This window comes from Pseudomonas sp. D3-10 (genome assembly GCF_051132175.1).
In the GTDB taxonomy this organism is placed as follows: Bacteria; Pseudomonadota; Gammaproteobacteria; order Pseudomonadales; family Pseudomonadaceae; genus Aquipseudomonas.
On sequence record NZ_CP071668.1, the window covers coordinates 3,826,757 to 3,848,860 of the forward strand.

Sequence of the window (22,104 nt, forward strand, 5' to 3'; positions counted from 1 at the left end):
AATGCCTCGAGATCAGCGCGCCATGATTTTCCAGGCGCGGTGGATTTTGCCGTTGCGGGCGAAATCCGGGTCGATGGTCTTGGCGGTGATTTCCTCCACCGCATAACGCTCGGCCAGGTTTTCTTCGAGCTGGAACTTGCGGAAGTTGTTGGAAAAATACAGCACGCCGCCCGGCGCCAGGCGCGCCATCGCCAGGTCGAGCAGTTGCACGTGGTCGCGCTGCACGTCGAACACGCCTTCCATGCGCTTGGAGTTTGAGAAGGTCGGCGGGTCGATGAAGATCAAGTCGTACTCCTCGCGACTGGCTTCAAGCCAGGCCATGACGTCGCCCTGCTCCAGGCGGTTCTTGTCCGAAAAGCCATTGAGGGACAGGTTGCGCCGCGCCCAGTCCAGGTAGGCTTTCGACAGATCGACGCTGGTGGTGCTGCGCGCACCGCCCTTGGCGGCGTGGACGCTGGCGGTCGCGGTGTAGCAGAACAGGTTCAGGAAACGCTTGCCGGCTGCCTCCTTCTGGATCCGCAGGCGCATCGGCCGGTGGTCGAGGAACAACCCCGTGTCCAGGTAATCCGTGAGGTTGACCAACAGCTTCACGCCGCCTTCGCTGACCTCGGTGAATTTGCCTTGGGCGCTCTGGCGCTCGTACTGTTTGGTGCCGCTCTGGCGCTCGCGGCGCTTGATGACCACGCGGCTCTTGTCGACATTCAAGGCCTGGGGAATCGCCGCCAGCGCATCGAACAACCGGGCCGAGGCCTTTTCCGGATCGATGGATTTGGGCGCGACGTATTCCTGGACGTGCACCCAATCGTGGTACAGGTCGATGGCCATCGAGTATTCGGGCATGTCGGCATCGTAGACACGATAGCACTCCACGCCCTCACGCTTGGCCCACTTGCTCAGCAACTTCAGGTTTTTCTGCAGCCGGTTGGCAAACATCTGCCCGCCTTCGCTCAGGCGCGCCTGCTCGATCACCGGGGCGGGTGCCGGGGCTGGCTTGATGGGGTTGCCGTTCTTGTTGTACTGGCGCTCCTGGGGGACATCCGGGGCCTGGTCGTAGGCGGATTGTTCACGCTCGGCCTGGCGTTGTTCCGGGGTGCGACGCTCGCCCGTGACGAACTGATCCGGCAGCACCTTGATCAACAGCAGCTTGCAGGGCAAGGCGCCGTTCCAGAACGAATACTGCTTGTGGCTGCGAATGCCCATGCGCTTGCCCAGGTCCGGCGCGCCGGTGAACACCGCCGCTTCCCAGTTGAGGCAGGCCTGGCGCAGGCGTTCGCCGAGGTTCTGGTAGAGATACAGCAGGCTGGCTTCGTCGCCCAGACGCTCGCCATACGGTGGGTTGCAGATCACCAGGCCCTTCTGGTTCTGGTCCGGGCGTGGTTCGAAAGTGGCGACTTCGCCCTGGTAGATCTTGATCCACTCGCTCAGGCCCGCGCGTTCGACGTTGTTGCGGCCCGGCTGGATCAGCCGTGGGTCGGCCTCGTAGCCACGAATCCACAACGGCGGCTTGGCCAGTCCGGCGGCGGCGCGCTCGGTGGCCTCCTCATAGAGCTTGCGCCACAGCGCCGGCACATGGCCGAGCCAGGCGGTAAAGCCCCATTGCTGACGACGCAGGTTGGGCGCCATGTCGGCGGCGATCATGCCGGCCTCCACCAGGAACGTGCCGACGCCGCACATCGGGTCGGCCAGCGCCCCGCCTTCAGCGGCAATGCGCGGCCAGCCGGCGCGGATCAGGATCGCGGCGGCGAGGTTTTCCTTCAATGGTGCGGCGCCTTGCTGCAAGCGATAGCCGCGCTGGTGCAGGCTGTGGCCCGAGAGATCCAGGGAAAGGATCGCTTCGCCACGGTCCAGGCGCAGGTGGATGCGCAGGTCCGGGTTGAGCTTATCGATGGAAGGACGGTCGCCCGAAGGGGTGCGCAATTTGTCGACGATAGCGTCCTTGACCTTCAAGGCGCCGAAATGGGTGTTGTCGATGCCCGAGCCGTGACCGCTGAATTCCACCGCCAGGGTGCCATCGGGCAGCATGTGGTCTTGCCAATCGACATCCAGTACGCCGTGGTAAAGGTCTTCAGCGTCCTTCATCGGGAAGCGCTTGAGCACCAGCAACACGCGGTTCGCCAGGCGCGACCATAGGCAGAGCCGATAGGCTGTCTCCATGTCAGCGCTGCCGCGAACGGCCGAGGTGTGCTCGCGCGCCTCTTCAAGGCCAAGCCCGACGGCTTCCTCAAGAAGCAGGCCTTCGAGGCCCTTGGGACAGGTGAGGAAGAGTTCGAAACGGTCGGACATGGGATTTCCAGAGCCTTTGGCTAAGTGGGCCGGGCAACGCATTGCCGGGCCGGGTTCAATCAGGTGCTTTTCTCAAGAGCACCCGCGTGGCACGAGCGTGTGCCGTTCCGTACTCGCCGCTCAGGTTCAAAGAGCTTAGATGCGTGTACAGATAAAAAAATTCTGTGCAACAAATTGTGAAAAGTCACCCCTTTCGTCGAATAGTACCCGAGTGCACAGGGGGACATTCTCATCCGACCATGGCGACCGCCTTTCGGCGCAGGGCTGATCATACAGGGGTCTTGCTCAAAAGCGGGTGTTGAACATCATGTTACTTATCGCACTAGCATCTTTAATGTTACGTGCTTATGACAAAACGATCATTCCATCCGTGTGACGCTTTGGTTAGAACTCACCACAGGTTGACGTCGCAACGGCGTCAACACCTCGGCTCGTCACGCCGGCAACGAGCCGCCAACGGCAGAATGATTCTGCCCCGGCCTCAATAGAGGTCGACGCTAAGCAACAGTCAACAAGTGAGGGCAACACCCTATGAGAAGACTTAAGCGTGATCCGTTGGAAAGAGCATTTTTACGCGGTTACCAATATGGCGTTGGTGGTAAATCCCGTGAGCTTTGCCCCTTTACTCTACCGTCGGTACGTCAAGCCTGGATCAATGGCTGGCGGGAAGGACGCGGCGACAACTGGGACGGTATGACCGGCACTGCGGGTATCCATAGACTCAACGAACTTCACGCCGTCGGCTGACACAGGGCTTATTACTCAAGAACTCGACAACTTGACATCCAAACCGATTTAACCACGCACGTCCCATCCGGACGGCGGGCCACGGCCCAAGGGGCTCCTTCTGGAGCCCTTTTTAATGGCCGGGATTCGCGGATTTGAGCTGAAAACACTGGTGTGGCGAGGGGAGTTATCCCCTCGCCACAAATGGACCTCACCAACCTGAGGAATCACCCCAACGCCGCAATCGCATCCACCGCCTCTCGAATCAGCGCCGGCCCCTTGTAGATGAAACCCGAATAAACCTGCACCAGGCTTGCCCCAGCGGTGATTTTCTCGGCGGCATGCCGGCCTTCGGTGATCCCGCCCGCCGCAATGATCGGCAAGCGTCCCGCCAGTTCACCCGCCAGGATTTTCACGGTATGGGTGCTCTTGTCACGCACCGGCGCACCAGACAAACCGCCCGCCTCGTCACCGTGTTCCAGCCCTTCGACGCCTTCGCGTCCCAGGGTGGTATTGGTGGCAATCACCGCGTCCATGCCGGTCTCGATCAGGGCCTGGGCCACTTGGACGGTTTCCTCGTCGCTCATGTCCGGGGCGATCTTGATGGCCAACGGAACATGCCGGCCATGGATAACCGCCAGCTCCGCGCGGCGCCGGGCCAGGTCGGCGAGCAATTGCTTGAGGGAGTCACCAAATTGCAGGCTACGCAGCCCTGGGGTGTTCGGGGAGCTGACATTTACGGTGACATAGCTGGCATGGGCGTAGACCTTGTCCAGGCAGATCAGATAGTCGTCGACGGCGCGCTCCACCGGGGTGTCGAAATTCTTGCCGATGTTGATGCCCAGCACGCCCTTGTACTTGGCCGCCGCGACACGGGCCAGCAGGTGATCGACGCCCAGGTTGTTGAAGCCCATGCGATTGATGATCGCCTCGGCCTGAGGCAGACGGAACAATCGTGGCTTCGGGTTGCCCGGCTGTGGCCGCGGCGTCACGGTGCCGATCTCGACGAAGCCGAAACCCAGTTGCGCAAAGCCGTCGATGGCGGCGCCATTCTTGTCCAGACCCGCCGCCAACCCGACCGGGTTGGGAAATTCCAGGCCCATGACCGTCACCGGCAGTTTCGCCGCAGCCTTGCACAGCAGACCGTTGAGGCCCAAGCGCCCGCCCGCGCCGATCAGGTCCAGGGACAGGTCGTGGGAGGTTTCCGGGGAGAGTTTGAACAGCAGTTCACGGGCCAGGGTGTACATGGGCGGCTTTGACTCGGGCGACGAAATGAGGCCGCGATTATAGCCGCGCAACGGCGTCGCAAGCGAGGCGCTCGCACAAAACCGCAGCGCTGGCATATGCCTTGCACCTTTTTGGTCATCAGCGCCCCATGCCAACGACGGAATGAGTGCCGCACTGTTTCAAAGGACAACGGCGTCGGCGTCCGGCCTTCCTTGGCCCGGACACGGCGCTTTTTGATGTGGAAGGTGATATCGATGAATGAAGTTCCAGCCACGCCCCTGGCCTGGGTCAATGGCAGCGATGCCCCGGAAAAAAGCGCGATCAATCTTGGCTTCATGGCCCTGAGCGACTGCGCCCCGGTGGTGGTGGCCGCCACCCAAGGCTTCGCCCAACCCTACGGCCTGACCTTGAACCTCAAGCGCCAGGCGTCCTGGGCCAACCTGCGGGACAAACTGGTCAGTGGCGAAATCGACGCAGCCCACAGCCTGTACGGCCTGATCTATGCCGTGCACCTGGGCATCGGCGGCGTCGCGCCCACCGACATGGCCGTGCTGATGGGGCTGAACCAGAACGGCCAGAGCATCAACCTGTCCCACGGCCTCCAGGCCCAAGGCGTGACCAGTCCTGAGGCACTGGAACAGCACGTGCACCAAACTCGCCCGAAACTGACGTTCGCCCAGACGTTCCCCACCGGCACCCACGCCATGTGGCTCTACTACTGGCTCGCGGCCCAGGGCATTCATCCTTTATCAGATGTCGACAGCGTCGTGGTGCCGCCGCCGCAAATGGTCGCGCACCTGCAAGCTGGTCGTATCGACGGCTTTTGCGTGGGCGAACCCTGGTGCGCCAGCGCGGTGAAGCAGAACCTTGGTTTTACCCTGGCGACCACCCAGACGATCTGGCCCGATCACCCGGAGAAAGTCCTCGGCTGCACCCGCGCTTTCGTCGAGCAATACCCCAATACCGCCCGGGCATTGGTCATGGCGATCCTTGAAGCCAGCCGTTTCATCGAGCAAAGCGTCGAGAACCGTCGCAGTACCGCGCAATTGCTCAGCGCGCCCGAATACCTCGATGCGCCGCTGGAATGCATCGAGCCGCGCCTGCTGGGCATCTACGCCGACGGCCTGGGCAACAGCTGGCAGGATCCCCATGCCATGCGCTTCCACGGAGGCGGCGAGGTGAACCTGCCATACTTGTCCGACGGCATGTGGTTCATGACACAGTTCCGCCGCTGGGGCCTGCTGCGCGAAGACCCGGACTACCTGGCCGTCGCGCGCCAGGTCCAGCAACTCCAGCTGTACCGTGAAGCCGCTGCGACACTGGGCATGACGCCCCCAGGCCAGGACATGCGCAGCAGCCAACTGATCGACGGCACCACCTGGGACGGCACGGACCCGGCCGGGTACGCCCGCAGCTTCAAACTGCACGCCTTGAGCGATGCGGCTCCCCTTCTCGCCAGCCGCTGACAGGAGCCACGATTATGCTGCGTATCCTGCTGATCAACGACACCGCGAAAAAAGTCGGCCGCCTTAGAGCGGCCTTGATTGAGGCCGGCTTCGAAGTGATCGACGAATCCGGCCTGACCATCGACCTGCCAGCGCGCGTCGAAACGGTGCGTCCGGACGTGATCCTGATCGATACCGAGTCACCCGGACGCGATGTGATGGAGCAAGTAGTGCTGGTCAGTCGCGACCAGCCGCGACCGATCGTCATGTTTACCGACGAGCACGATCCGGATGTGATGCGTCAGGCCATCAAGTCGGGTGTGAGTGCCTACATCGTCGAAGGCATCCACGCCGCGCGCCTGCAACCGATCCTTGATGTCGCCATGGCGCGCTTCGAAAGCGACCAGGCCCTGCGCGCCCAACTGCTGGCCCGCGACCAGCAACTGGCTGAACGCAAGCGCATCGAACTGGCCAAGGGCATGCTGATGAAGATGAAAGAGTGCAACGAGGAACAGGCCTACACGCTGATGCGCCGCCAGGCCATGAGCCGCCAGCAGAAGCTGATCCAGGTGGCGGAGCAGATCATTGCGATGAATGAATTGCTTGGCTGAAAGCCTTGTAGTGCCTGGCCTGCCCCATTCGCGAGCAGGCTCGCTCCCACAATAGACCGCAGCTCCACTGTAGGAGCGAGCTTGCTCGCGATTGCAATCCCGCTTTCAACATCTCAATCGACTGACCCACCGTCATCGCGAGCAAGCTCGCTCCCACATTGATCTCAGGGTGAACGCAGCACTTTGCGAACGCCCCCGACCCACTGTGGGAGCGAGCCTGCTCGCGATAGCCATCCCCCTCCCTCGGGTTGGCACAGATCTCGCTTAAGCAACCCCACAGGTAACCAACGGCGGTTGCCCCACCTACGACAAAGACGTCGCACACCCTCTTGCCACTCAGGCAATCCGGGTTGCGGCGTTTTTTTGTTTTGGTCCCGCGGGACCGGTGGTGCGACCACAGGCGGCGCACTGCTCAAAGCACTGACTCATTTCTCGAGACTTTTACAGCTGAGGTGCGCGATGAATTCAAGCTTCTGGAAATCCGGCCACACCCCGACATTGTTCGCGGCCTTCCTCTATTTCGACCTGAGCTTCATGGTCTGGTACCTGCTTGGCCCGTTGGCGGTGCAGATCTCTGCCGACCTGCACCTGACCACGCAACAGCGCGGCTTGATGGTCGCCACCCCGATCCTCGCCGGTGCCGTACTGCGCCTGTTCATGGGCCTGCTGGCCGACCGGATTTCGCCGAAGACCGCCGGCATGGTCGGTCAGGTGATCGTCATTGGTGCGCTGTTCTGCGCCTGGAAACTGGGCATCCACAGCTATGAGCAAGCGCTGCTGCTAGGCCTGTTCCTCGGTGTGGCCGGCGCTTCGTTCGCCGTGGCCCTGCCGCTGGCGTCCCAGTGGTATCCGCCGCAGCACCAGGGCAAGGCCATGGGCATCGCCGGGGCCGGCAACTCGGGCACCGTACTCGCAGCATTGATCGCACCGGTCATGGCCGTGGCCTTCGGCTGGACCAACGTGTTCGGCTTCGCGCTGATCCCGCTGGTGCTGACCCTTGTCCTCTTCGCCTGGCTGGCCAAGAACGCCCCCGAGCGCCCCAAGGCCAAATCCATGGCCGACTACCTCAAGGCCCTGGGCGACCGGGACAGCTGGTGGTTCATGTTTTTCTATAGCGTGACCTTCGGCGGCTTCATCGGCCTGGCCAGCGCCCTGCCCGGCTACTTCAACGACCAATATGGCCTGAGCCCGGTCACGGCCGGCTACTACACCGCCGCCTGCGTCTTTGGTGGCAGCCTCATGCGCCCATTGGGCGGCGCCCTGGCGGACCGCTTCGGCGGCATCCGCACCTTGCTCGGCATGTACACCGTCGCGGCCGTCTGCATCGCCGCGGTGGGGTTCAACCTGCCAAGTTCCTATGCGGCATTGGCTTTGTTCGTCTGCACCATGCTTGGCCTGGGTGCGGGCAACGGCGCGGTGTTCCAACTGGTGCCACAACGTTTCCGTCGGGAAATCGGCGTGATGACCGGGCTGATCGGCATGGCCGGCGGCATCGGCGGCTTCGCCCTCGCGGCGGGCATGGGCGCGATCAAGCAGAGCACCGGCAGCTACCAATTGGCGTTGTGGTTGTTCGCCAGCCTTGGTGTCCTGGCCTGGTTCGGCCTGCACGGCGTCAAGCGTCGCTGGAGAACCACCTGGGGTTCGGCCGCCGTCACCGCTGCTCGGGTCTGACCGCCCATCATGAGCCTGCAATTGAGTTTTGCCGAAGCCAGTGCCATCGGCCCACGGGAGGAGAACCAGGACGCCCTGCGCCTGGTGACCCCTGCCCCGGCCTTGGCCGCCAGCAAGGGTTACCTGTTCGCTATCGCCGACGGTGTGAGCCAATGCGCCGATGGCGGGTTGGCGGCGCGCTCTACTTTGCAGGCACTGGCGCTGGACTACTACGCCACGCCGCAAACCTGGGGCGTGGCCCAGGCACTCGACCGGCTGCTGTCGGCGCAGAACCGCTGGCTGCAGGCCAACGGTGGCGGGCAGCCGCTGCTCACCACCGTCAGTGCCCTGGTGCTGCGGGGCCGGCGCTTCACCCTCGCCCATGTCGGCGATTGCCGGGTCTACCGCTGGCACGCCGACAACCTGCAACGGGTCAGCGAAGACCATGTCTGGGAACAACAGGGCATGCAGCATGTGCTCAAGCGCGCCCTGGGGTTGGATCAGCACCTGATCCTCGATTTCCTGGACGGTGAGCTGCGCGAAGACGAAACCTTCGTGCTGCTCAGCGACGGTATCTGGGCGGTACTCGGGGACACGGCCATCGCCGGCATCCTGCGCGACCAGCCGGACCTCAATCTCGCCGCGCAGACGCTGGTCAACGCCGCGCATCTGGCCGGTAGCCAGGACAACGCCAGCGCGCTGCTGGTGCGGGTCGATGCGGTGGGCGAAGCGAGCATCGGCGACGCGTTGATCCAATTGCAGCAGTGGCCCCTGCCACCTGCGCTGAAGGCGGGCCAAGTGTTCGAGGGCTGGCAGATCGAAGGCGCGCTCGGCCAGAGCCAGCAGTCGTTGCTCTACCGGGTACGCGATGGCCAGGGCCAACCCTGGCTGCTGAAAACCTTGCCCGGGCAGTTACGGGACGACACCCGGGCCGGCCAGGCGCTGCTATCGGAAGAATGGTTTCTCAAGCGGGTCGCGGGCAGGCAATTTCCGGAGGTGCATGGCGTGCCTCAGCGCCAGCATCTGTACTACGTGATGCGCGAATACCCGGGCGCGACCCTGGCCGAGCTGTTCAACCAGGGCGGTCCGCTGTCGCTGGCCCAATGGCAAGACCTGGCGCAGCGGTTGGTGCGAGCGGTGGGTCTGCTGCATCGAAGGCAGATCTACCACCGCGACATCAAGCCGGAAAACCTGCACCTGGGAGACGATGGCGAATTGCGCCTGCTGGATTTTGGCCTCGCGTACTGCCCCGGCCTGTCCGAGGACCAGGCCAACGTGCTGCCCGGAACGCCCAGCTACATTGCCCCGGAAGCCTTCGGCGGCAACGCCCCTACGGCGCAACAGGATTTGTATGCGGTCGGCGTGACCTTGTATTTCCTGTTGACGGGGCACTATCCCTACGGCGAAATCGAAGCCTTCCAGCGCCCGCGTTTTGGCGTGCCGATCAACGCCAGCCGCTATCGACCGGACCTTGCCGAATGGCTTGGACAAAGCCTGGAACGGGCCGTGGCGGCAGACCCCGCGCAGCGCTTTGAAACAGCCGAGGAATGGCTGTTGGTTCTGGAACAGGGCGAGCGGCGCAGCATGAGCGTAAGGCCCAGGCCTTTGCTCGAGAGAGAGCCGCTGAAGGTCTGGCGGACGTTGGCGCTGGTTTCGTTGGTGGTGAATGTGGTGCTGCTGTTCCTGGTGTTTAACAGCTGAAATCCGGTCGCCCCCCATCGCGAGCAAGCTCGCTACCACACTGGATCCTCAGTGGAAACAAAACCTGTGGGAGCGAGCTTGCTCGCGATGGCGGCCTGTCTACCACTTCAAAGCTATCGACCCCACGCTCCATTAGCGAGCAACACGCGTTGATTCGGTGCAATAAATTCCCCTCGGTTTCACCCGACCCGCCGATCACCCAACAAATCCGCGTTCCCGAAGCACTTGGCACAACCACTGCATAACCTCTCTCACCATACATAAAGCAACGCTTCCAACGATGAAGGCGGTGCTTCCCGAGAGAACGGGACCAGGACAAAGGCGTCCTCGCTAGCTGTGCTAGCGGGACGCCTTTTTTTGTTTTCGAAAAATTGTCGAGCCAGCCTGACCGCCGTGATGAAACAGGCCTGAGCTTGCGGAGAACCCTGATGAAAAAACTCAAACTGGTAATGATCGGCAACGGCATGGCCGGGGTTCGAACCCTCGAGGAACTGCTCAAGTTGAGCAATGAGCTCTACGACATCACGGTGTTCGGCGCCGAGCCCCACGCCAACTACAACCGCATCCTGCTCTCACCCGTGCTCGCCGGGGAACAGACGTTCGAAGAAATCGTGCTCAACGACCTGAACTGGTATCAGGAAAACAACATCAAGCTGTTGCTCAACCGCAAGGTAGTAGAGATCGACCGGGTCAAGCGCCGGGTTATCGCCGAAGACGGCAGCGAAGCCGAATACGACCGCTTGCTCATCGCCACCGGTTCCACGCCGTTCATCCTGCCGATCCCCGGCAATACCCTCAATGGCGTGATCGGCTACCGCGACATCGCCGACACCCAGGCGATGATCGACACCGCCAGGACCCATAAACACGCTGTGGTGATCGGTGGCGGCCTGCTGGGCCTGGAAGCCGCCAACGGCCTGAAGCTGCGCGGCATGGACGTGACCGTCGTGCACATCGGCGAATGGCTGCTGGAACGGCAATTGGACAAGACCAGCGGCCAACTGCTGCAAACCGCCCTGGAAAGCCGTGGCCTGAAATTCCGTCTCAGCGAACAGACCCAGGCCCTGCATGACGCCGGCAATGGCCGTGTCGGCTCGGTACAGTTCAAGAACGGCGACGTCATTCCCGCCGACCTGGTGGTGATGGCCGCTGGCATCCGTCCCAACACCGAGCTGGCGGAAAAATGCGGCATCCCGTGCAACCGCGGGATCCTGGTCAACGACACGATGCAGACCTACGACCCACGCGTTTACGCCATCGGCGAATGCGCCAGCCACCGTGGCACCGCTTATGGCCTGGTGGCGCCGTTGTTCGAACAGGCAAAAGTCTGCGCCAACCACCTCGCGCAACTGGGTTTCGCCACTTACAAGGGGTCAGTCACGTCGACCAAGCTGAAAGTCACCGGCATCGACCTGTTCTCCGCCGGCGACTTCATGGGCGGCGAAGGCACCGAGACCATCACCCTTTCCGACCCGATTGGCGGCGTCTACAAAAAACTGGTGATTAAGGATGACGTGCTGGTCGGCGCCTGTCTGTACGGCGATACGGCGGATGGCGGATGGTATTTCCGCCAGATTCGTGAGAATCACGCCATCAGCGAGATCCGCGACCACCTCATGTTCGGCGAAAACGCACTTGGCGATGTAGGCCATCAGGGCCAGGACAAAGCCATGAGCATGGCCGACACTGCCGAAGTCTGCGGCTGCAACGGCGTGTGCAAGGGCACCATCGTCAAGGCGATCCAGGAACACGGGCTGTTCAGCGTCGATGACGTGAAGAAACACACCAAGGCCGCCAGTTCCTGCGGCTCCTGCGCCGGCCTGGTGGAGCAGATCCTGATCAACACCGTGGGCGGCGCGGCGGACGTCAAGCCGAAAAGCGAGAAAGCCATCTGCGGCTGCAGCGACCTCAACCACGGCCAGATTCGCCAGGCGATCCGTGACCAGCACCTGCTGACCATCGCCGGAACCATGAGCTACCTGAACTGGCGCACCCCGAACGGCTGCGCCACCTGCCGACCTGCGCTGAACTATTACCTGATTTCCACCTGGCCCGGCGAAGCCCAGGACGATCCGCAGTCGCGCCTGATCAACGAACGCGCCCACGCCAATATCCAGAAAGACGGTACCTACTCCGTAGTGCCGCGGATGTGGGGCGGCGTGACCAACCCGTCCGAGCTGCGGCGTATTGCCGATGTCGCCGACAAGTACAACGTGCCCATGGTCAAGGTCACTGGCGGTCAGCGCATCGACTTGCTGGGCATCAAGAAGCAAGACCTGCCCGGCGTGTGGAAAGACCTCGACATGCCGTCCGGCCATGCCTACGGCAAATCCATCCGAACGGTGAAGACCTGCGTAGGCAGTGAGTTCTGCCGCTTCGGCACGCAGAACTCCACTCAGCTTGGCATCGAGCTCGAACATGACTTGTTCAATATGTGGTCGCCGCACAAAGTGAAGCTGGCTGTCTCCGGTTGCCCTCGCAACTGCTCGGAAGCAGGCATCAAGGACGTAGGCATTATCGGCGTCGATTCCGGCTGGGAGATGTACATCGGCGGCAACGGCGGGATCAAGACCGAGGTCGCCGAATTTTTCGTCAAGCTCAAGACCACCGAAGAAGTACGCGAATACAACGGTGCTTTTCTTCAGCTGTACCGCGAGGAAGCCTTCTACCTCGAACGCACCGTGCACTACATGCAGCGGGTCGGCATGGAGCACATCAAGAAAGCGGTATTGGAAGACCCGGAGCGGCGCAAGGCCCTCAACGAACGTCTGAAGTTTTCCCTGTCCCTGGAACAGGACCCTTGGAAACAGCGGCTGGAACAGCCTCAACTGAAAAAAGAGTTCGAGGCCATCCCCGTGAAAAACCTGGAGGTGCCGGCATGAACTGGCTGGATATCTGCGCGTTGGACGAAATCAACGCCCTGGGCTCACGCATCATCCAGGGGCCGAAGGGCGATATCGCGATTTTTCGTACCAGCGACGATGAAGTTTTCGCACTCGACGACCGCTGCCCGCACAAGGGCGGCCCATTGTCCCAAGGCCTGATCTACGGCAAGCGCGTGGCCTGCCCGCTGCACAACTGGCAGATCGACCTGGAAACCGGCCTGGCCCAAGCCCCGGACGTGGGTTGCGCCCACCACCATGCGGCCCGGGTAGAGAACGGCCGGGTCATGCTGGCCCTGCGGGAAGCAAGCTCATGAGCCGCCAGACCACAGCCTCGACCTGCTGTTATTGCGGGGTCGGTTGCGGCGTGTTGATCGAGCATGACGGCGAGCGGATCCTCGGCGTCAGTGGCGATCCTGCCCATCCGGCCAACTTCGGCAAACTGTGCAGCAAGGGCTCGACGCTGCACCTGACCGGCGACCTCGCCGCCCGCGCGCTCTACCCCGAGCTGCGCCTGGGCAAAGGCCTGGCCCGGGCCCGCACCGACTGGGACAGTGCCCTGGATCACGCTGCCAGTATTTTCGCCGAGACCATCGCCGAGCACGGCCCCGACAGCGTGGCCTTCTACATCTCCGGTCAATTGCTCACCGAGGATTACTACGCCTTCAACAAACTCGCCCGGGCTCTGGTGGGCACCAACAATATCGACAGCAACTCGCGGCTGTGCATGTCCTCCGCCGTGGTGGGCTACAAGCGAAGCCTCGGCGCCGACGCCCCGCCTTGCAGCTACGAGGACCTGGAACTGAGCGACTGCGTGATGATCGTCGGCAGTAACATGGCCTACGCCCACCCGATCCTGTTTCGTCGCCTCGAAGAAGCCAAATCCCGCCGGCCAGAGATGAAAATCATCGTCATCGACCCCCGGCGCACCGACACCTGCGACCTGGCGGACCTGCACTTGGCGATCCTACCGGGCACCGACGTCGCATTGTTCCATGGGATTTTGCACCTGCTGTTGTGGGAAGACTGGATTGATCGCAGTTTCATCAAGGCACACACCGAAGGCCTCGCGGACCTGAAGAATCTGGTACGCGACTACACGCCCGCCATGGTCGCCCAGCTGTGCGGTATCAGTGTCGAGCAACTGCACCAATGCGCCGAATGGGTCGGCACCTCGCCCAGTTTCCTGTCGTTGTGGTGCATGGGCCTGAACCAGTCCACCGCCGGCAGCGCCAAAAACAGCGCACTGATCAACCTGCACCTGGCCACCGGACAGATCGGCCGTCCGGGCGCGGGCCCGTTTTCCTTGACCGGCCAGCCGAACGCCATGGGCGGCCGCGAAACGGGCAGTCTGTCCAACCTGCTGCCCGGCCATCGCGAAGTAGCCAACCCGGAACATCGCGCTGAAGTAGCCGATTACTGGGGCGTCGAACAATTGCCGGCAACCCCCGGCCTCAGCGCCATCGAGCTGTTCGAGCAAGTGCGCAACGGCAAGATCAAGGCTTTGTGGATCGCCTGCACCAACCCGGCCCAATCGATGCCTGACCAGGCCGCCATACGCGAAGCCCTGCAAGCCTGCCCATTCGTGGTATTGCAGGAGGCTTTCCGCACCACCGAGACCGCCACCTTCGCCGACCTGCTGCTGCCAGCGGCCAGTTGGGGTGAGAAAGAAGGCTCGGTCACCAACTCCGAACGGCGCATTTCACACGTTCGCCGGGCAATAAACGCCCCGGGTGAAGCACGTCCGGACTGGGCCATCACCGTGGATTTCGCACAGCGTCTGGAAAAACGCCTGCGTCCGGCCCCCTCCAGCCTGTTCGGCTTCGAAACCCCGGCCCAACTGTTCGATGAATACAAGCAACTGACCCGTGGTCGCGACCTGGACCTGTCCGGTATCAGCCACGCGCTGATCGATCAGCTTGGCCCCCAGCAATGGCCTTTCCGCGAGGGCGCTACGGTCGGCACCGCCCGTTTATACGTAGACGGCGTGTTTCCTACGGAAAGCGGCCGGGCTCGGTTTGTAGCCGACCCCTATCGCGCCGCCAAGGAATTGCGTGACGCGCGCTATCCGTTGACCCTGAACACCGGCCGCTTGCGTGACCAGTGGCACGGCATGAGCCGCACCGGCACCGCCGCGCAATTGTTTGGCCATGTCAACGAAGCGGTGCTCAGCCTGCATCCCGACGAGCTGCTTCGCCATCGCCTGCAAGCGGGCGACCTGGTCAGCCTCAAAAGCCGTCGCGGCAGCCTGATCGTGGCGGTGGACAGCGACGAAAGCGTGCGCCCCGGACAGGCATTCCTGCCCATGCACTGGGGCGACCGGTTTCTCAAGGGCGGGGTCAACGTCCTGACTCAACCGGCGTTCGACCCTTTGTCGAAGCAGCCGGAGCTCAAGCACAGCGGCGTGCGCCTGGAACCGGTGAACCTGCCATGGCAGCTTTTCGCCTTGGTCGAAGGCGATGTTCAACAGCATCTGGAGACTTTGCGTCCTCTGTGTGAGGCGTTTGCCTACGTCAGCCTTAGCCTTACCGGACGTGAACGTCCCGCATTGCTGATTCGCGCCGCCAGCGCCGCTGCGCCCGAACCGCAACTGCTCCAGGCGATCGACGAGCAACTCGGCCTTATCGACGGGCCCGTCTTGGCCTATGACGATCCGCGCCGCTCCATTGGCAAGCGGGTGCGGATCGAAAACGGCCGCATCACGGCCATTCGGCTGGCCGGAGAAACCCTGGCTCGCCATTGGCTGCAGAACCTGTGGCTCGAAGGTCGCGCCGATGAGCAACTGCGGCGCTGGCTGCTGGCCCCCTTGAGCGCGCCACCGGGCAACACCGGTGCCGCCATGGGCGGCGGGAAAACCCTGTGCAATTGCATGAATGTCAGTCAGCGCGCGGTTTGCGCGGGTATCGAGCGCGGCCTGGATTTGCAGGGCCTGAAAAAAGAACTGGGTTGCGGCACGCAGTGTGGTTCCTGTGTACCGGAAATCAAGCGCCTGCTGGTTGCCACCGCGCAACCGGTGGCCGCGATATCGTGAGGAAAACACTATGAACGCAAAAGTCTGGCTGGTAGGTGCGGGTCCTGGCGACCCTGAATTGCTGACCCTCAAAGCCGTGCGCGCCATGGGCGAAGCCGATGTCGTATTGATCGATGATCTGGTCAACGAGGCAGTGCTGGAACATTGTCCGGGCGCACGCATCATCGCCGTGGGCAAGCGCGGCGGTTGCCGCTCCACGCCACAAGCGTTCATTCATCGACTGATGCTGCGTTATGCCCGCCAAGGCAAATGCGTGGTACGCCTCAAGGGCGGCGACCCGTGCGTTTTCGGCCGGGGCGGCGAAGAAGCGCAGTGGCTGCGCGAACACGGGGTCGAGGTGGAACTGGTCAATGGCATCACGGCGGGTCTTGCCGGAGCCACCCAATGCGATATTCCACTGACCTTACGCGGCGTTGCTCGTGGCGTGACGCTGGTCACCGCCCATACCCAGGACGGCAGCAGCCTGAACTGGCAAGCCCTGGCCCAGGGCGGGACGACCCTTGTGGTGTATATGGGGGTGGCGAAACTGAGCGAGATCCGTGAGCAATTGCTGGCGGGCGGTATGGCGGCGAATACACCGGTCGCCATGATTGAAAACGCCTCCCTGCCCCACCAGCGCGACTGCCGCAGCGACCTGGCATCGATGGAAACCGACGCCAGCGCGTTTCAACTCAAGAGTCCGGCGATCCTGGTGATTGGTGCGGTGGCGGGTGTTGCCGAATTGCCCGTTTCTGCGCAGACCATGGCCCAGGCTCTAGCGGTCTAACTTACGACGATTACCAATGTGGGAGCGAGCCTGCTCGCGATTGCAATCGATCAGCCACTTGCAGGGTGACTGATACACCGCAATCGCGAGCAAGCTCGCTCCCACAGGTTCTGCACAAGCCGTCCCATTAAATCCCAGACAAAGAAAAACCCGGCCTAAGCCGGGTTTTCTAGTGCTGTGGGCTAATTACTTAGCTTGAGCTTCAACCTGCGCTTCTACGCGACGGTTGACTGCACGACCAGCGTCAGTGGCGTTGTCGGCAACTGGGCGGGATTCGCCGTAGCCAACAGACTGAACGCGGGACGATTCAACACCGTACTGGTTGGTCAGAACTTGCTTAACGGCGTTTGCACGACGCTCAGACAGTTTCTGGTTGTAAGCGTCAGGACCGACGGAGTCAGTGTGACCTTCAACAGTGGTGCTGGTGGATGGGTACTGCTTCATGAAATCAGCCAGGTTCTTGATGTCGCCGTAGCTGTTTTCTTTAACGACCGACTTGTCGAAGTCGAACTTGACGTCCAGCTCAACACGTACGACTTCAGCAACAGCTGGGCAGCCATCAGCGTCAACGGTTACGTTGGCTGGGGTGTCAGGGCACTTGTCGACGTTGTCGCACACGCCATCGTTGTCGCTGTCGGAGCAGACTTCAGCAGGTGCTGGAACTGGAGCAGCAGCTGGCTTGGAGCCGCCACCGAAGTTCACACCGATACCGACGCTAGGAGCCCACTCGGTGTCGCCCTGGTCGATGTTGTACTGAGCTTCAACGCCAGCACGGGCGTAGAAGTTGTCGGTGAAATACAGCTTGGCGCCGCCACCAACGTTGGCGAAGGTAGAACGGTTACGACCGTTGCTGCCATTCTGGTCGATGCTCTGGTCGGAGAAACCGGCCGAAACATAAGGACGCAGCATGTCGCCTGGGTTGTTGAAGTGGTACAGAGCGTCCAGAGCGGTGTTCGCGCCCTTGACGTTGGTGCCATCGTCGGTACGTGCGTTGTGCACTTCGTCGTAGGCCAGACGCAGTTCAACGTCGTCGGTCAGGAAGTAACCAACCGAACCGCCGAACAGGTTGCCGTTGTTCTTGAAATCACGAGCGCTGTCGAACATTTCTTTCTTGGCGAAGCCTTCGATTTCAACTGCGCCTTGGCCTTGTGCCAGAGCGCCGAACGAAGTGGCAGCAATCAAAGAACCAATGGCAAAGCCCAAGGTGTTTTTCAGTTTCATCCGTTAAATCCCCATCTGGTGATTGTGAAGCAGTCCCGCAAACCGGGGGACAACTCGGCGGCAAGTCTATCAGAACTTGCCTACACGTAAGAGATATTTGCGCTGAACTAAGTTTCAGCTATGCCCGCAAATTTCTCACGCAGCTTATCGAGCGCGCGCTTATAACGCATTTTTGTCGCGCTCAGACCCATGTGCATTATGTCTGCGATCTCCTGGAATTCCAGTTCTGCGACAAATCGTAGCACCAGAATTTCCCTGTCGATCGGGTTCACATAAACCAGCCAGCGATCGAGTCCACCCTTTTCCTCGGGCTTGGGCGCCTTTTCCTCGGACGCTTCCTCGAGAGGGTCAAGGCTCAACGCGTCCATCAACCGACGCTTTCGCCGCTCCTTGCGATACTGTGTGATGCATTCGTTGTAGGTGATGCTATATAGCCACGTCTTGAACTTCGATTTCCCCTCGAAGTTCTTCAAGCCGTACAGCACCTTCAACATCACCTCCTGACAGACATCATCAGCATCACGATCGTTCCCAAGATATCTTGCACAAACGTTAAATAATGTTCGCTGGTAACGGCGCATCAACTCTTCGTATGCGCGTGTGACGTGAAACAGCTCCGAATGCGCGCGCGCGACCAACTCCTCATCGGAGAGATCACGGGGGTCGTAGCGCGTGGATAGCGATTGGGGTTTGTTCAAAACAAGTCGGGCCGACAGTCTAGGTCAATGTGCGCCGCAGCCTGCGGTACCAGGCATTTTGCGGCGGCATACATTAGCAGGATTTGCCGGGTTAGCGGCTACTCACATGCTGTTCCAGCAGAATCCGATTGGACAGCGACACCAGCTCGCCTTCCTCGGTCAGCAATGTGGTCTTCACCGTGCCGATCTCTTCGATCTGGCCTTCGACCTCTCCAACACGCACTTGTTGCCCAACCTCGTAGAGCTCACGCACATAGATTCCCGCAAGAATCTGACCGGCGATTTCCCGGCTTCCCAACCCCATGGCCAGCGCAACCGCCAGACCAACGGTAATCAAGACAATCACGATCACATGGTTCAGCAGGTCAGTCTTGACCTCCAACTGGCTGATCGCGACCGAAATACTGATGATGATCACCAGGCCCTGGGCAATCCGTCCAAGTCCCGAAGCATAATCGAGCCCGACACCTTCGGCGGCGCCGCGCACCAGGCCGTTGGCCAGTTGCGCCAGCAACACGCCCACCAGCAACACCAAGGCAGCGCCGAACACCTTCGGCAAATACAGCGCCAGCATGTCCAGGGTCGCTGAAACGCGCTCCAGGCCCAGGGACTCAGCCGCGGAAACCAGGAATATAAGCAGCACGAACCAATAGACGATCTTGCCCACCAAGGTCGAGATCGGAACCTGGATGCCGCCACGGGACAAGAGCTTGGTCAGGCCGGTGCCGCCCATCAGGCGATCGAGGCCCAATTTGGCGAGCAGCTTGGACAGCAACGTGTCCAGCAGCTTGGCCACGACAAAACCCAACAACAGCACCACCAGGGCGCCGAAGAGATTGGGAATAAAGTTAGCTATCTTGGTCCACAACGCAGTCATTGCCGTGACGAGGCTCTGGGTCCAGAGATCAAGTTCCATATTCAGTCAGCCTTATCAGCGGTGCGAGTAACAGGTTTGCGACGGGAAACCGGCGAGACGTGGGCCGACCCGTTGTTCAGGGCGATCATCAGCGCTGGCACCCAACGGCCCAGCAGGCTGAACAGATCGCCGGCGCCCACCTGGCGGTTGGCGGTTTTGAGTACACGGCCCAGGCATGCATCGTCGTCCCGGCTGGACGGCGAGGCCTTGAGCATGTCGCGCAGAGACTGTTCAAACGGATCGTGCATACGCACCTCTCGTGATGTCTGTGGAAGACGCGATCAGATTTCGTCGGGTCACATGAAACCCCATCACACCCAACGCAAACGGCGAAACAGCCACCATTGCCCCAGCGCAACGCAGACCATCAGCAGGCAAGCGACGAGGAAACCATAGTGGCTCTCGGAAAACGGAATGCCGCCGACATTGATGCCCAGCAGCCCCGTGAGGAAACTCATCGGCAGGAAGATCCCAGTGATGATGCCGAAGCGGTACATGGTGCGGTTCATGCGCACTGAAAGGCGCCGGTCCTCGGCCTCCAGTACCAGCCCCACGCGCTCGCGAGTCAGTTCCAGCTCTTCGAGATAGCGGGTCAGGCTGTTGTTCAATTCATTCCAGTAGTCACCGTCGTCCTCGACGAACCAGGGCAACTTGATTCGCGACATCTGGCCGAAAATATCCCGTTGCGGCGCCAGGAATCGCTTCAGCCCGGCAGCCCGGCGACGGATGTGCAAAATGGCATCGTGCTCAGGCGTATACCGTTCGTCGGTATCGAGCTTTTCTTCCTCGGTGTCGACGATTTCCGACAGGCACGTCACCAGGTCCTGCACCTTATTGGTCAGGTACTGCGCCATATAAAGGATGAGTTCCGAAGCTGTCCGGGGCCCCTTGCCCTCGGACAGCTCGGCCAGCAGCTCATCGGTGGCGCGCAAAGGGCGCAGCCGCAGGGAAATCACTCGCTGCGCCGCCGCAAAGATGCGCACCGACACCATGTCTTCCGGCTCGGCCCCCGGATTGAGGTTGATCCCACGCAAAAACAGCAGCAGTTCGGCGTTGGGCAGCGGCAGCAGTCGTGGACGGGTGTTCTCTTCAAGCAGCAGGTCGCAGTTGAATTCACTCAAACCACTGGATTTGCGCAGCCACGTATGGGTTTGCGGATGACTGCGGTCCCAATGCAGCCACAGGCTTTCATGGGCCTGCAGCTGCAGATCGTCAAGTTCGGTCCGGGCTATCGAACGCGCGCCACCTTTACCATCCAGCACCAGGGCATGCACCAGCCCCCATTGCGCGTTTTCTTCCTCGAACATCCTCATCCCTTATGGCTGCAACGCTTTATTCAGGCATCTTCAACGGGCTCGGCGAGACAATCACGCCGTTATTGTCCGCATAGACATATTCACCCGGACGGAACGTCACGCCAGCAAAGGTGACCGCCACATTGAGATCGCCGATGCCACGCTTGTCGGTCTTCATCGGATGGCTGGCCAGGGCCTGGACGCCGAGGTCGGTCTGGGCAATGACGTCGACGTCGCGGATGCAACCGTAGATCACCAACCCTTCCCAACCATTTTTCGCGGCCTTTTCCGCCAGCATGTCTCCCAGCAGCGCCCGACGCAGGGAACCGCCGCCGTCGACCACCAGCACCTTGCCGTCCCCCTTGAGCTCGACCTGTTCCTTGACCAGGGAATTGTCTTCGAAACACTTGATGGTCACTATCTCGCCACCAAAGGAATCGCGGCCGCCGAAATTGCTGAACATCGGTTCCACCACTTGCACGAGGTCTGGATAGGCATCGCACAGGTCAGGCGTGAGGTAATGGTTCATCGAAGAACTCCTGTATGGGCTGGAACGTCGGGCTGAAGTGAACCGCTGTTTGTGACCGGAACAGCGGAACGCGTCATATCTTAGCCGCAAGCAGTCCAGAGCGAAATGCCCTCCTCAGAGCCTTCGCGTCAAACCGCCTCCGCCAGGTGGGGTTGATCCGCCGGCAACGGTCCGCGCTGATCCTCCAGCCACCGAGCCACCAATGGCCAGACCTCGGCCTGGGCGGCTTTACTGACGAGCATTTCGACGTGGCCGAAATCATCGCCGAAGCCTTGTTCGCGCCCAAGGCAGACAAATTGCTTGTGCTCGGAACCGATCTGCTCGAACAGTTTGCGGCATGCCCAGGTAGGATCCTGCTGATCGCCGGCGGCGCTCACCGCCAGCACCGGCACCTGCACGTCGGCCAGGCCCGCCCACCAGTTTTTCTCGGCATCGCCGAAACGCCCGAACAGGCCATACCAGCGCAGGCTCTCCAGGGCCAGGCCGATGGGCTCATCTTCTGGGCCGCGCTTGAGCCTTGAACCGGACAAATGGGCGAAACGCTTGAGGATGAAGCGCCCGCTCCATTCAACCGGGGGAATTTTCAGTGGCCAATAGGTACGGCTGACCTGTGTACCAAAAAATGCCGCCGATGCAACGGCAGGCGCGCCCAGGTAATGGCCGCCCAAGGCCGCTGCCAGGGTGATGCCGCCCAGCGAGTGACCGATCCAATGGGGCACCTGCCCGCTCTGCTCGCGCACGAAGGCGCCGATGGCCGGCAAGTCATACCGGGCGTAGTCGGCCACGCGGTTGTTGCGGTAGCCCTGGTTTCGTTGGGATAAGCCATGCCCGCGCATTTCGGGAATCCAGACATCGAACCCCAACCGCGCCAGGTGCGCCCCCAGCCCCAGCCCCTTGGGCGAATACCAGAAGCGACGGTTGGAAAAACTGCCGTGCAACAGGATCACCGGGACACCCCGGGTATCGCCGACATCGGCCATGCCCAGCCGGGTGACGGCCAGCTCGACGCTGTAGTCGGGGCTGTTACCGGGTTTCAAACGATAGACATCTTCGCTCAGATCGCCACGCCGCTCGGCGCTGATCAGGGCGACAGGAAATAGGTTGCTGCTGCTTTGCATGATCT

At 61.5% G+C, this 22,104-nt stretch carries 18 protein-coding genes; 9 read left to right on the top strand and 9 right to left on the bottom strand.

All coding sequences use genetic code 11. The annotated features are described in order from the left end of the window. Window positions 1-12: 12 nt before the first annotated feature. Complete coding sequence (rlmKL, locus tag J3P90_RS17160; RefSeq protein ID WP_434675102.1) at window positions 13-2,283, bottom strand: bifunctional 23S rRNA (guanine(2069)-N(7))-methyltransferase RlmK/23S rRNA (guanine(2445)-N(2))-methyltransferase RlmL; 2,271 nt, start codon at window positions 2,281-2,283, stop codon at window positions 13-15. A gap of 531 nt (window positions 2,284-2,814) precedes the next feature. Here rlmKL and rmf point away from each other — a divergent pair. After that, the gene (gene rmf, locus J3P90_RS17165) at window positions 2,815-3,030 is read left to right on the top strand and encodes a ribosome modulation factor (protein ID WP_003223300.1); all 216 of its coding nucleotides are present in this window, start codon (window positions 2,815-2,817) and stop codon (window positions 3,028-3,030) included. 206 nt (window positions 3,031-3,236) lie between these two features. Here the strand turns inward: rmf and J3P90_RS17170 are convergent, their stop codons facing one another. Next, window positions 3,237-4,256, bottom strand: a complete 1,020-nt coding sequence (locus J3P90_RS17170; RefSeq protein WP_434610490.1) for a quinone-dependent dihydroorotate dehydrogenase — start codon at window positions 4,254-4,256, stop codon at window positions 3,237-3,239. 234 nt (window positions 4,257-4,490) lie between these two features. Between J3P90_RS17170 and J3P90_RS17175 the strand changes: the two genes are divergently transcribed. From J3P90_RS17175 to cobA, 8 genes are all read left to right on the top strand, one after another. Further along, window positions 4,491-5,702: a CmpA/NrtA family ABC transporter substrate-binding protein gene (locus J3P90_RS17175; protein ID WP_434675103.1), complete on the top strand. Its 1,212-nt coding sequence runs from the start codon at window positions 4,491-4,493 to the stop codon at window positions 5,700-5,702. A 14-nt stretch (window positions 5,703-5,716) separates the two neighbouring features. Next, complete coding sequence (locus tag J3P90_RS17180) at window positions 5,717-6,292, top strand: ANTAR domain-containing response regulator (RefSeq protein ID WP_420764740.1); 576 nt, start codon at window positions 5,717-5,719, stop codon at window positions 6,290-6,292. A 459-nt stretch (window positions 6,293-6,751) separates the two neighbouring features. Continuing rightward, window positions 6,752-7,963 (top strand): nitrate/nitrite transporter, encoded by a 1,212-nt coding sequence (locus J3P90_RS17185; protein ID WP_025212688.1) that lies wholly within the window; start codon window positions 6,752-6,754, stop codon window positions 7,961-7,963. A gap of 9 nt (window positions 7,964-7,972) precedes the next feature. Then, window positions 7,973-9,643, top strand: coding sequence for a protein kinase domain-containing protein (locus tag J3P90_RS17190; protein ID WP_434675104.1), 1,671 nt, complete (start codon window positions 7,973-7,975; stop codon window positions 9,641-9,643). A 428-nt stretch (window positions 9,644-10,071) separates the two neighbouring features. After that, complete coding sequence (gene nirB, locus J3P90_RS17195) at window positions 10,072-12,525, top strand: nitrite reductase large subunit NirB (protein WP_434675105.1); 2,454 nt, start codon at window positions 10,072-10,074, stop codon at window positions 12,523-12,525. After that, window positions 12,522-12,842 carry a nitrite reductase small subunit NirD gene (gene nirD, locus J3P90_RS17200; protein ID WP_420764744.1) on the top strand — a complete coding sequence of 107 codons (321 nt, stop codon included), beginning with the start codon at window positions 12,522-12,524 and terminating at the stop codon, window positions 12,840-12,842. The genes nirB and nirD overlap by 4 nt, the downstream gene beginning before the upstream one ends. Further along, window positions 12,839-15,556, top strand: a complete 2,718-nt coding sequence (locus tag J3P90_RS17205; protein WP_434675106.1) for a nitrate reductase — start codon at window positions 12,839-12,841, stop codon at window positions 15,554-15,556. The genes nirD and J3P90_RS17205 overlap by 4 nt, the downstream gene beginning before the upstream one ends. Before the next feature lie 10 nt (window positions 15,557-15,566). Next, on the top strand, window positions 15,567-16,322 hold the full coding sequence (gene cobA / locus J3P90_RS17210) for a uroporphyrinogen-III C-methyltransferase (RefSeq protein ID WP_434675107.1): 756 nt from the start codon (window positions 15,567-15,569) through the stop codon (window positions 16,320-16,322). A gap of 186 nt (window positions 16,323-16,508) precedes the next feature. Here cobA and J3P90_RS17215 read toward each other — a convergent pair whose 3' ends face one another. The 7 genes from J3P90_RS17215 to J3P90_RS17245 form a co-directional block, all read right to left on the bottom strand. Further along, a complete protein-coding gene (locus J3P90_RS17215; RefSeq protein WP_186609887.1) occupies window positions 16,509-17,543 on the bottom strand; it encodes an OmpA family protein in 1,035 nt (344 codons plus the stop codon). Window positions 17,544-17,650: 107 nt separating this feature from the next. Beyond that, a complete protein-coding gene (gene sigX, locus J3P90_RS17220; protein ID WP_420764747.1) occupies window positions 17,651-18,241 on the bottom strand; it encodes an RNA polymerase sigma factor SigX in 591 nt (196 codons plus the stop codon). A gap of 91 nt (window positions 18,242-18,332) precedes the next feature. Then, complete coding sequence (locus J3P90_RS17225; RefSeq protein WP_045155488.1) at window positions 18,333-19,157, bottom strand: mechanosensitive ion channel family protein; 825 nt, start codon at window positions 19,155-19,157, stop codon at window positions 18,333-18,335. Between the two features lie 2 nt (window positions 19,158-19,159). Next, window positions 19,160-19,405 carry a CrfX protein gene (locus tag J3P90_RS17230; RefSeq protein WP_420764748.1) on the bottom strand — a complete coding sequence of 82 codons (246 nt, stop codon included), beginning with the start codon at window positions 19,403-19,405 and terminating at the stop codon, window positions 19,160-19,162. A gap of 63 nt (window positions 19,406-19,468) precedes the next feature. Next, window positions 19,469-20,464, bottom strand: a complete 996-nt coding sequence (locus tag J3P90_RS17235) for a zinc transporter ZntB (RefSeq protein WP_434675108.1) — start codon at window positions 20,462-20,464, stop codon at window positions 19,469-19,471. A 25-nt stretch (window positions 20,465-20,489) separates the two neighbouring features. Further along, the gene (rraA, locus tag J3P90_RS17240; protein WP_420764750.1) at window positions 20,490-20,981 is read right to left on the bottom strand and encodes a ribonuclease E activity regulator RraA; all 492 of its coding nucleotides are present in this window, start codon (window positions 20,979-20,981) and stop codon (window positions 20,490-20,492) included. A gap of 128 nt (window positions 20,982-21,109) precedes the next feature. After that, window positions 21,110-22,099, bottom strand: a complete 990-nt coding sequence (locus J3P90_RS17245) for an alpha/beta fold hydrolase (RefSeq protein WP_434675109.1) — start codon at window positions 22,097-22,099, stop codon at window positions 21,110-21,112. Between the last annotated feature and the right edge of the window lie 5 nt (window positions 22,100-22,104).

Bases quoted from the DNA above. Each gene is read 5' to 3' on its own strand.
- J3P90_RS17230 (WP_420764748.1), bottom strand. From the start codon at position 19,405: ATGCACGATCCGTTTGAACAGTCTCTGCGCGACATGCTCAAGGCCTCG.
- J3P90_RS17225 (WP_045155488.1), bottom strand. From the start codon at position 19,157: ATGGAACTTGATCTCTGGACCCAGAGCCTCGTCACGGCAATGACTGCG.
- J3P90_RS17180 (WP_420764740.1), top strand. From the start codon at position 5,717: ATGCTGCGTATCCTGCTGATCAACGACACCGCGAAAAAAGTCGGCCGC.
- J3P90_RS17185 (WP_025212688.1), top strand. From the start codon at position 6,752: ATGAATTCAAGCTTCTGGAAATCCGGCCACACCCCGACATTGTTCGCG.
- rraA (WP_420764750.1), bottom strand. From the start codon at position 20,981: ATGAACCATTACCTCACGCCTGACCTGTGCGATGCCTATCCAGACCTC.
- J3P90_RS17215 (WP_186609887.1), bottom strand. From the start codon at position 17,543: ATGAAACTGAAAAACACCTTGGGCTTTGCCATTGGTTCTTTGATTGCT.
- rmf (WP_003223300.1), top strand. From the start codon at position 2,815: ATGAGAAGACTTAAGCGTGATCCGTTGGAAAGAGCATTTTTACGCGGT.
- J3P90_RS17245 (WP_434675109.1), bottom strand. From the start codon at position 22,099: ATGCAAAGCAGCAGCAACCTATTTCCTGTCGCCCTGATCAGCGCCGAG.
- J3P90_RS17235 (WP_434675108.1), bottom strand. From the start codon at position 20,464: ATGTTCGAGGAAGAAAACGCGCAATGGGGGCTGGTGCATGCCCTGGTG.
- cobA (WP_434675107.1), top strand. From the start codon at position 15,567: ATGAACGCAAAAGTCTGGCTGGTAGGTGCGGGTCCTGGCGACCCTGAA.
- J3P90_RS17190 (WP_434675104.1), top strand. From the start codon at position 7,973: ATGAGCCTGCAATTGAGTTTTGCCGAAGCCAGTGCCATCGGCCCACGG.
- J3P90_RS17205 (WP_434675106.1), top strand. From the start codon at position 12,839: ATGAGCCGCCAGACCACAGCCTCGACCTGCTGTTATTGCGGGGTCGGT.
- rlmKL (WP_434675102.1), bottom strand. From the start codon at position 2,283: ATGTCCGACCGTTTCGAACTCTTCCTCACCTGTCCCAAGGGCCTCGAA.
- J3P90_RS17175 (WP_434675103.1), top strand. From the start codon at position 4,491: ATGAATGAAGTTCCAGCCACGCCCCTGGCCTGGGTCAATGGCAGCGAT.
- nirB (WP_434675105.1), top strand. From the start codon at position 10,072: ATGAAAAAACTCAAACTGGTAATGATCGGCAACGGCATGGCCGGGGTT.
- nirD (WP_420764744.1), top strand. From the start codon at position 12,522: ATGAACTGGCTGGATATCTGCGCGTTGGACGAAATCAACGCCCTGGGC.
- J3P90_RS17170 (WP_434610490.1), bottom strand. From the start codon at position 4,256: ATGTACACCCTGGCCCGTGAACTGCTGTTCAAACTCTCCCCGGAAACC.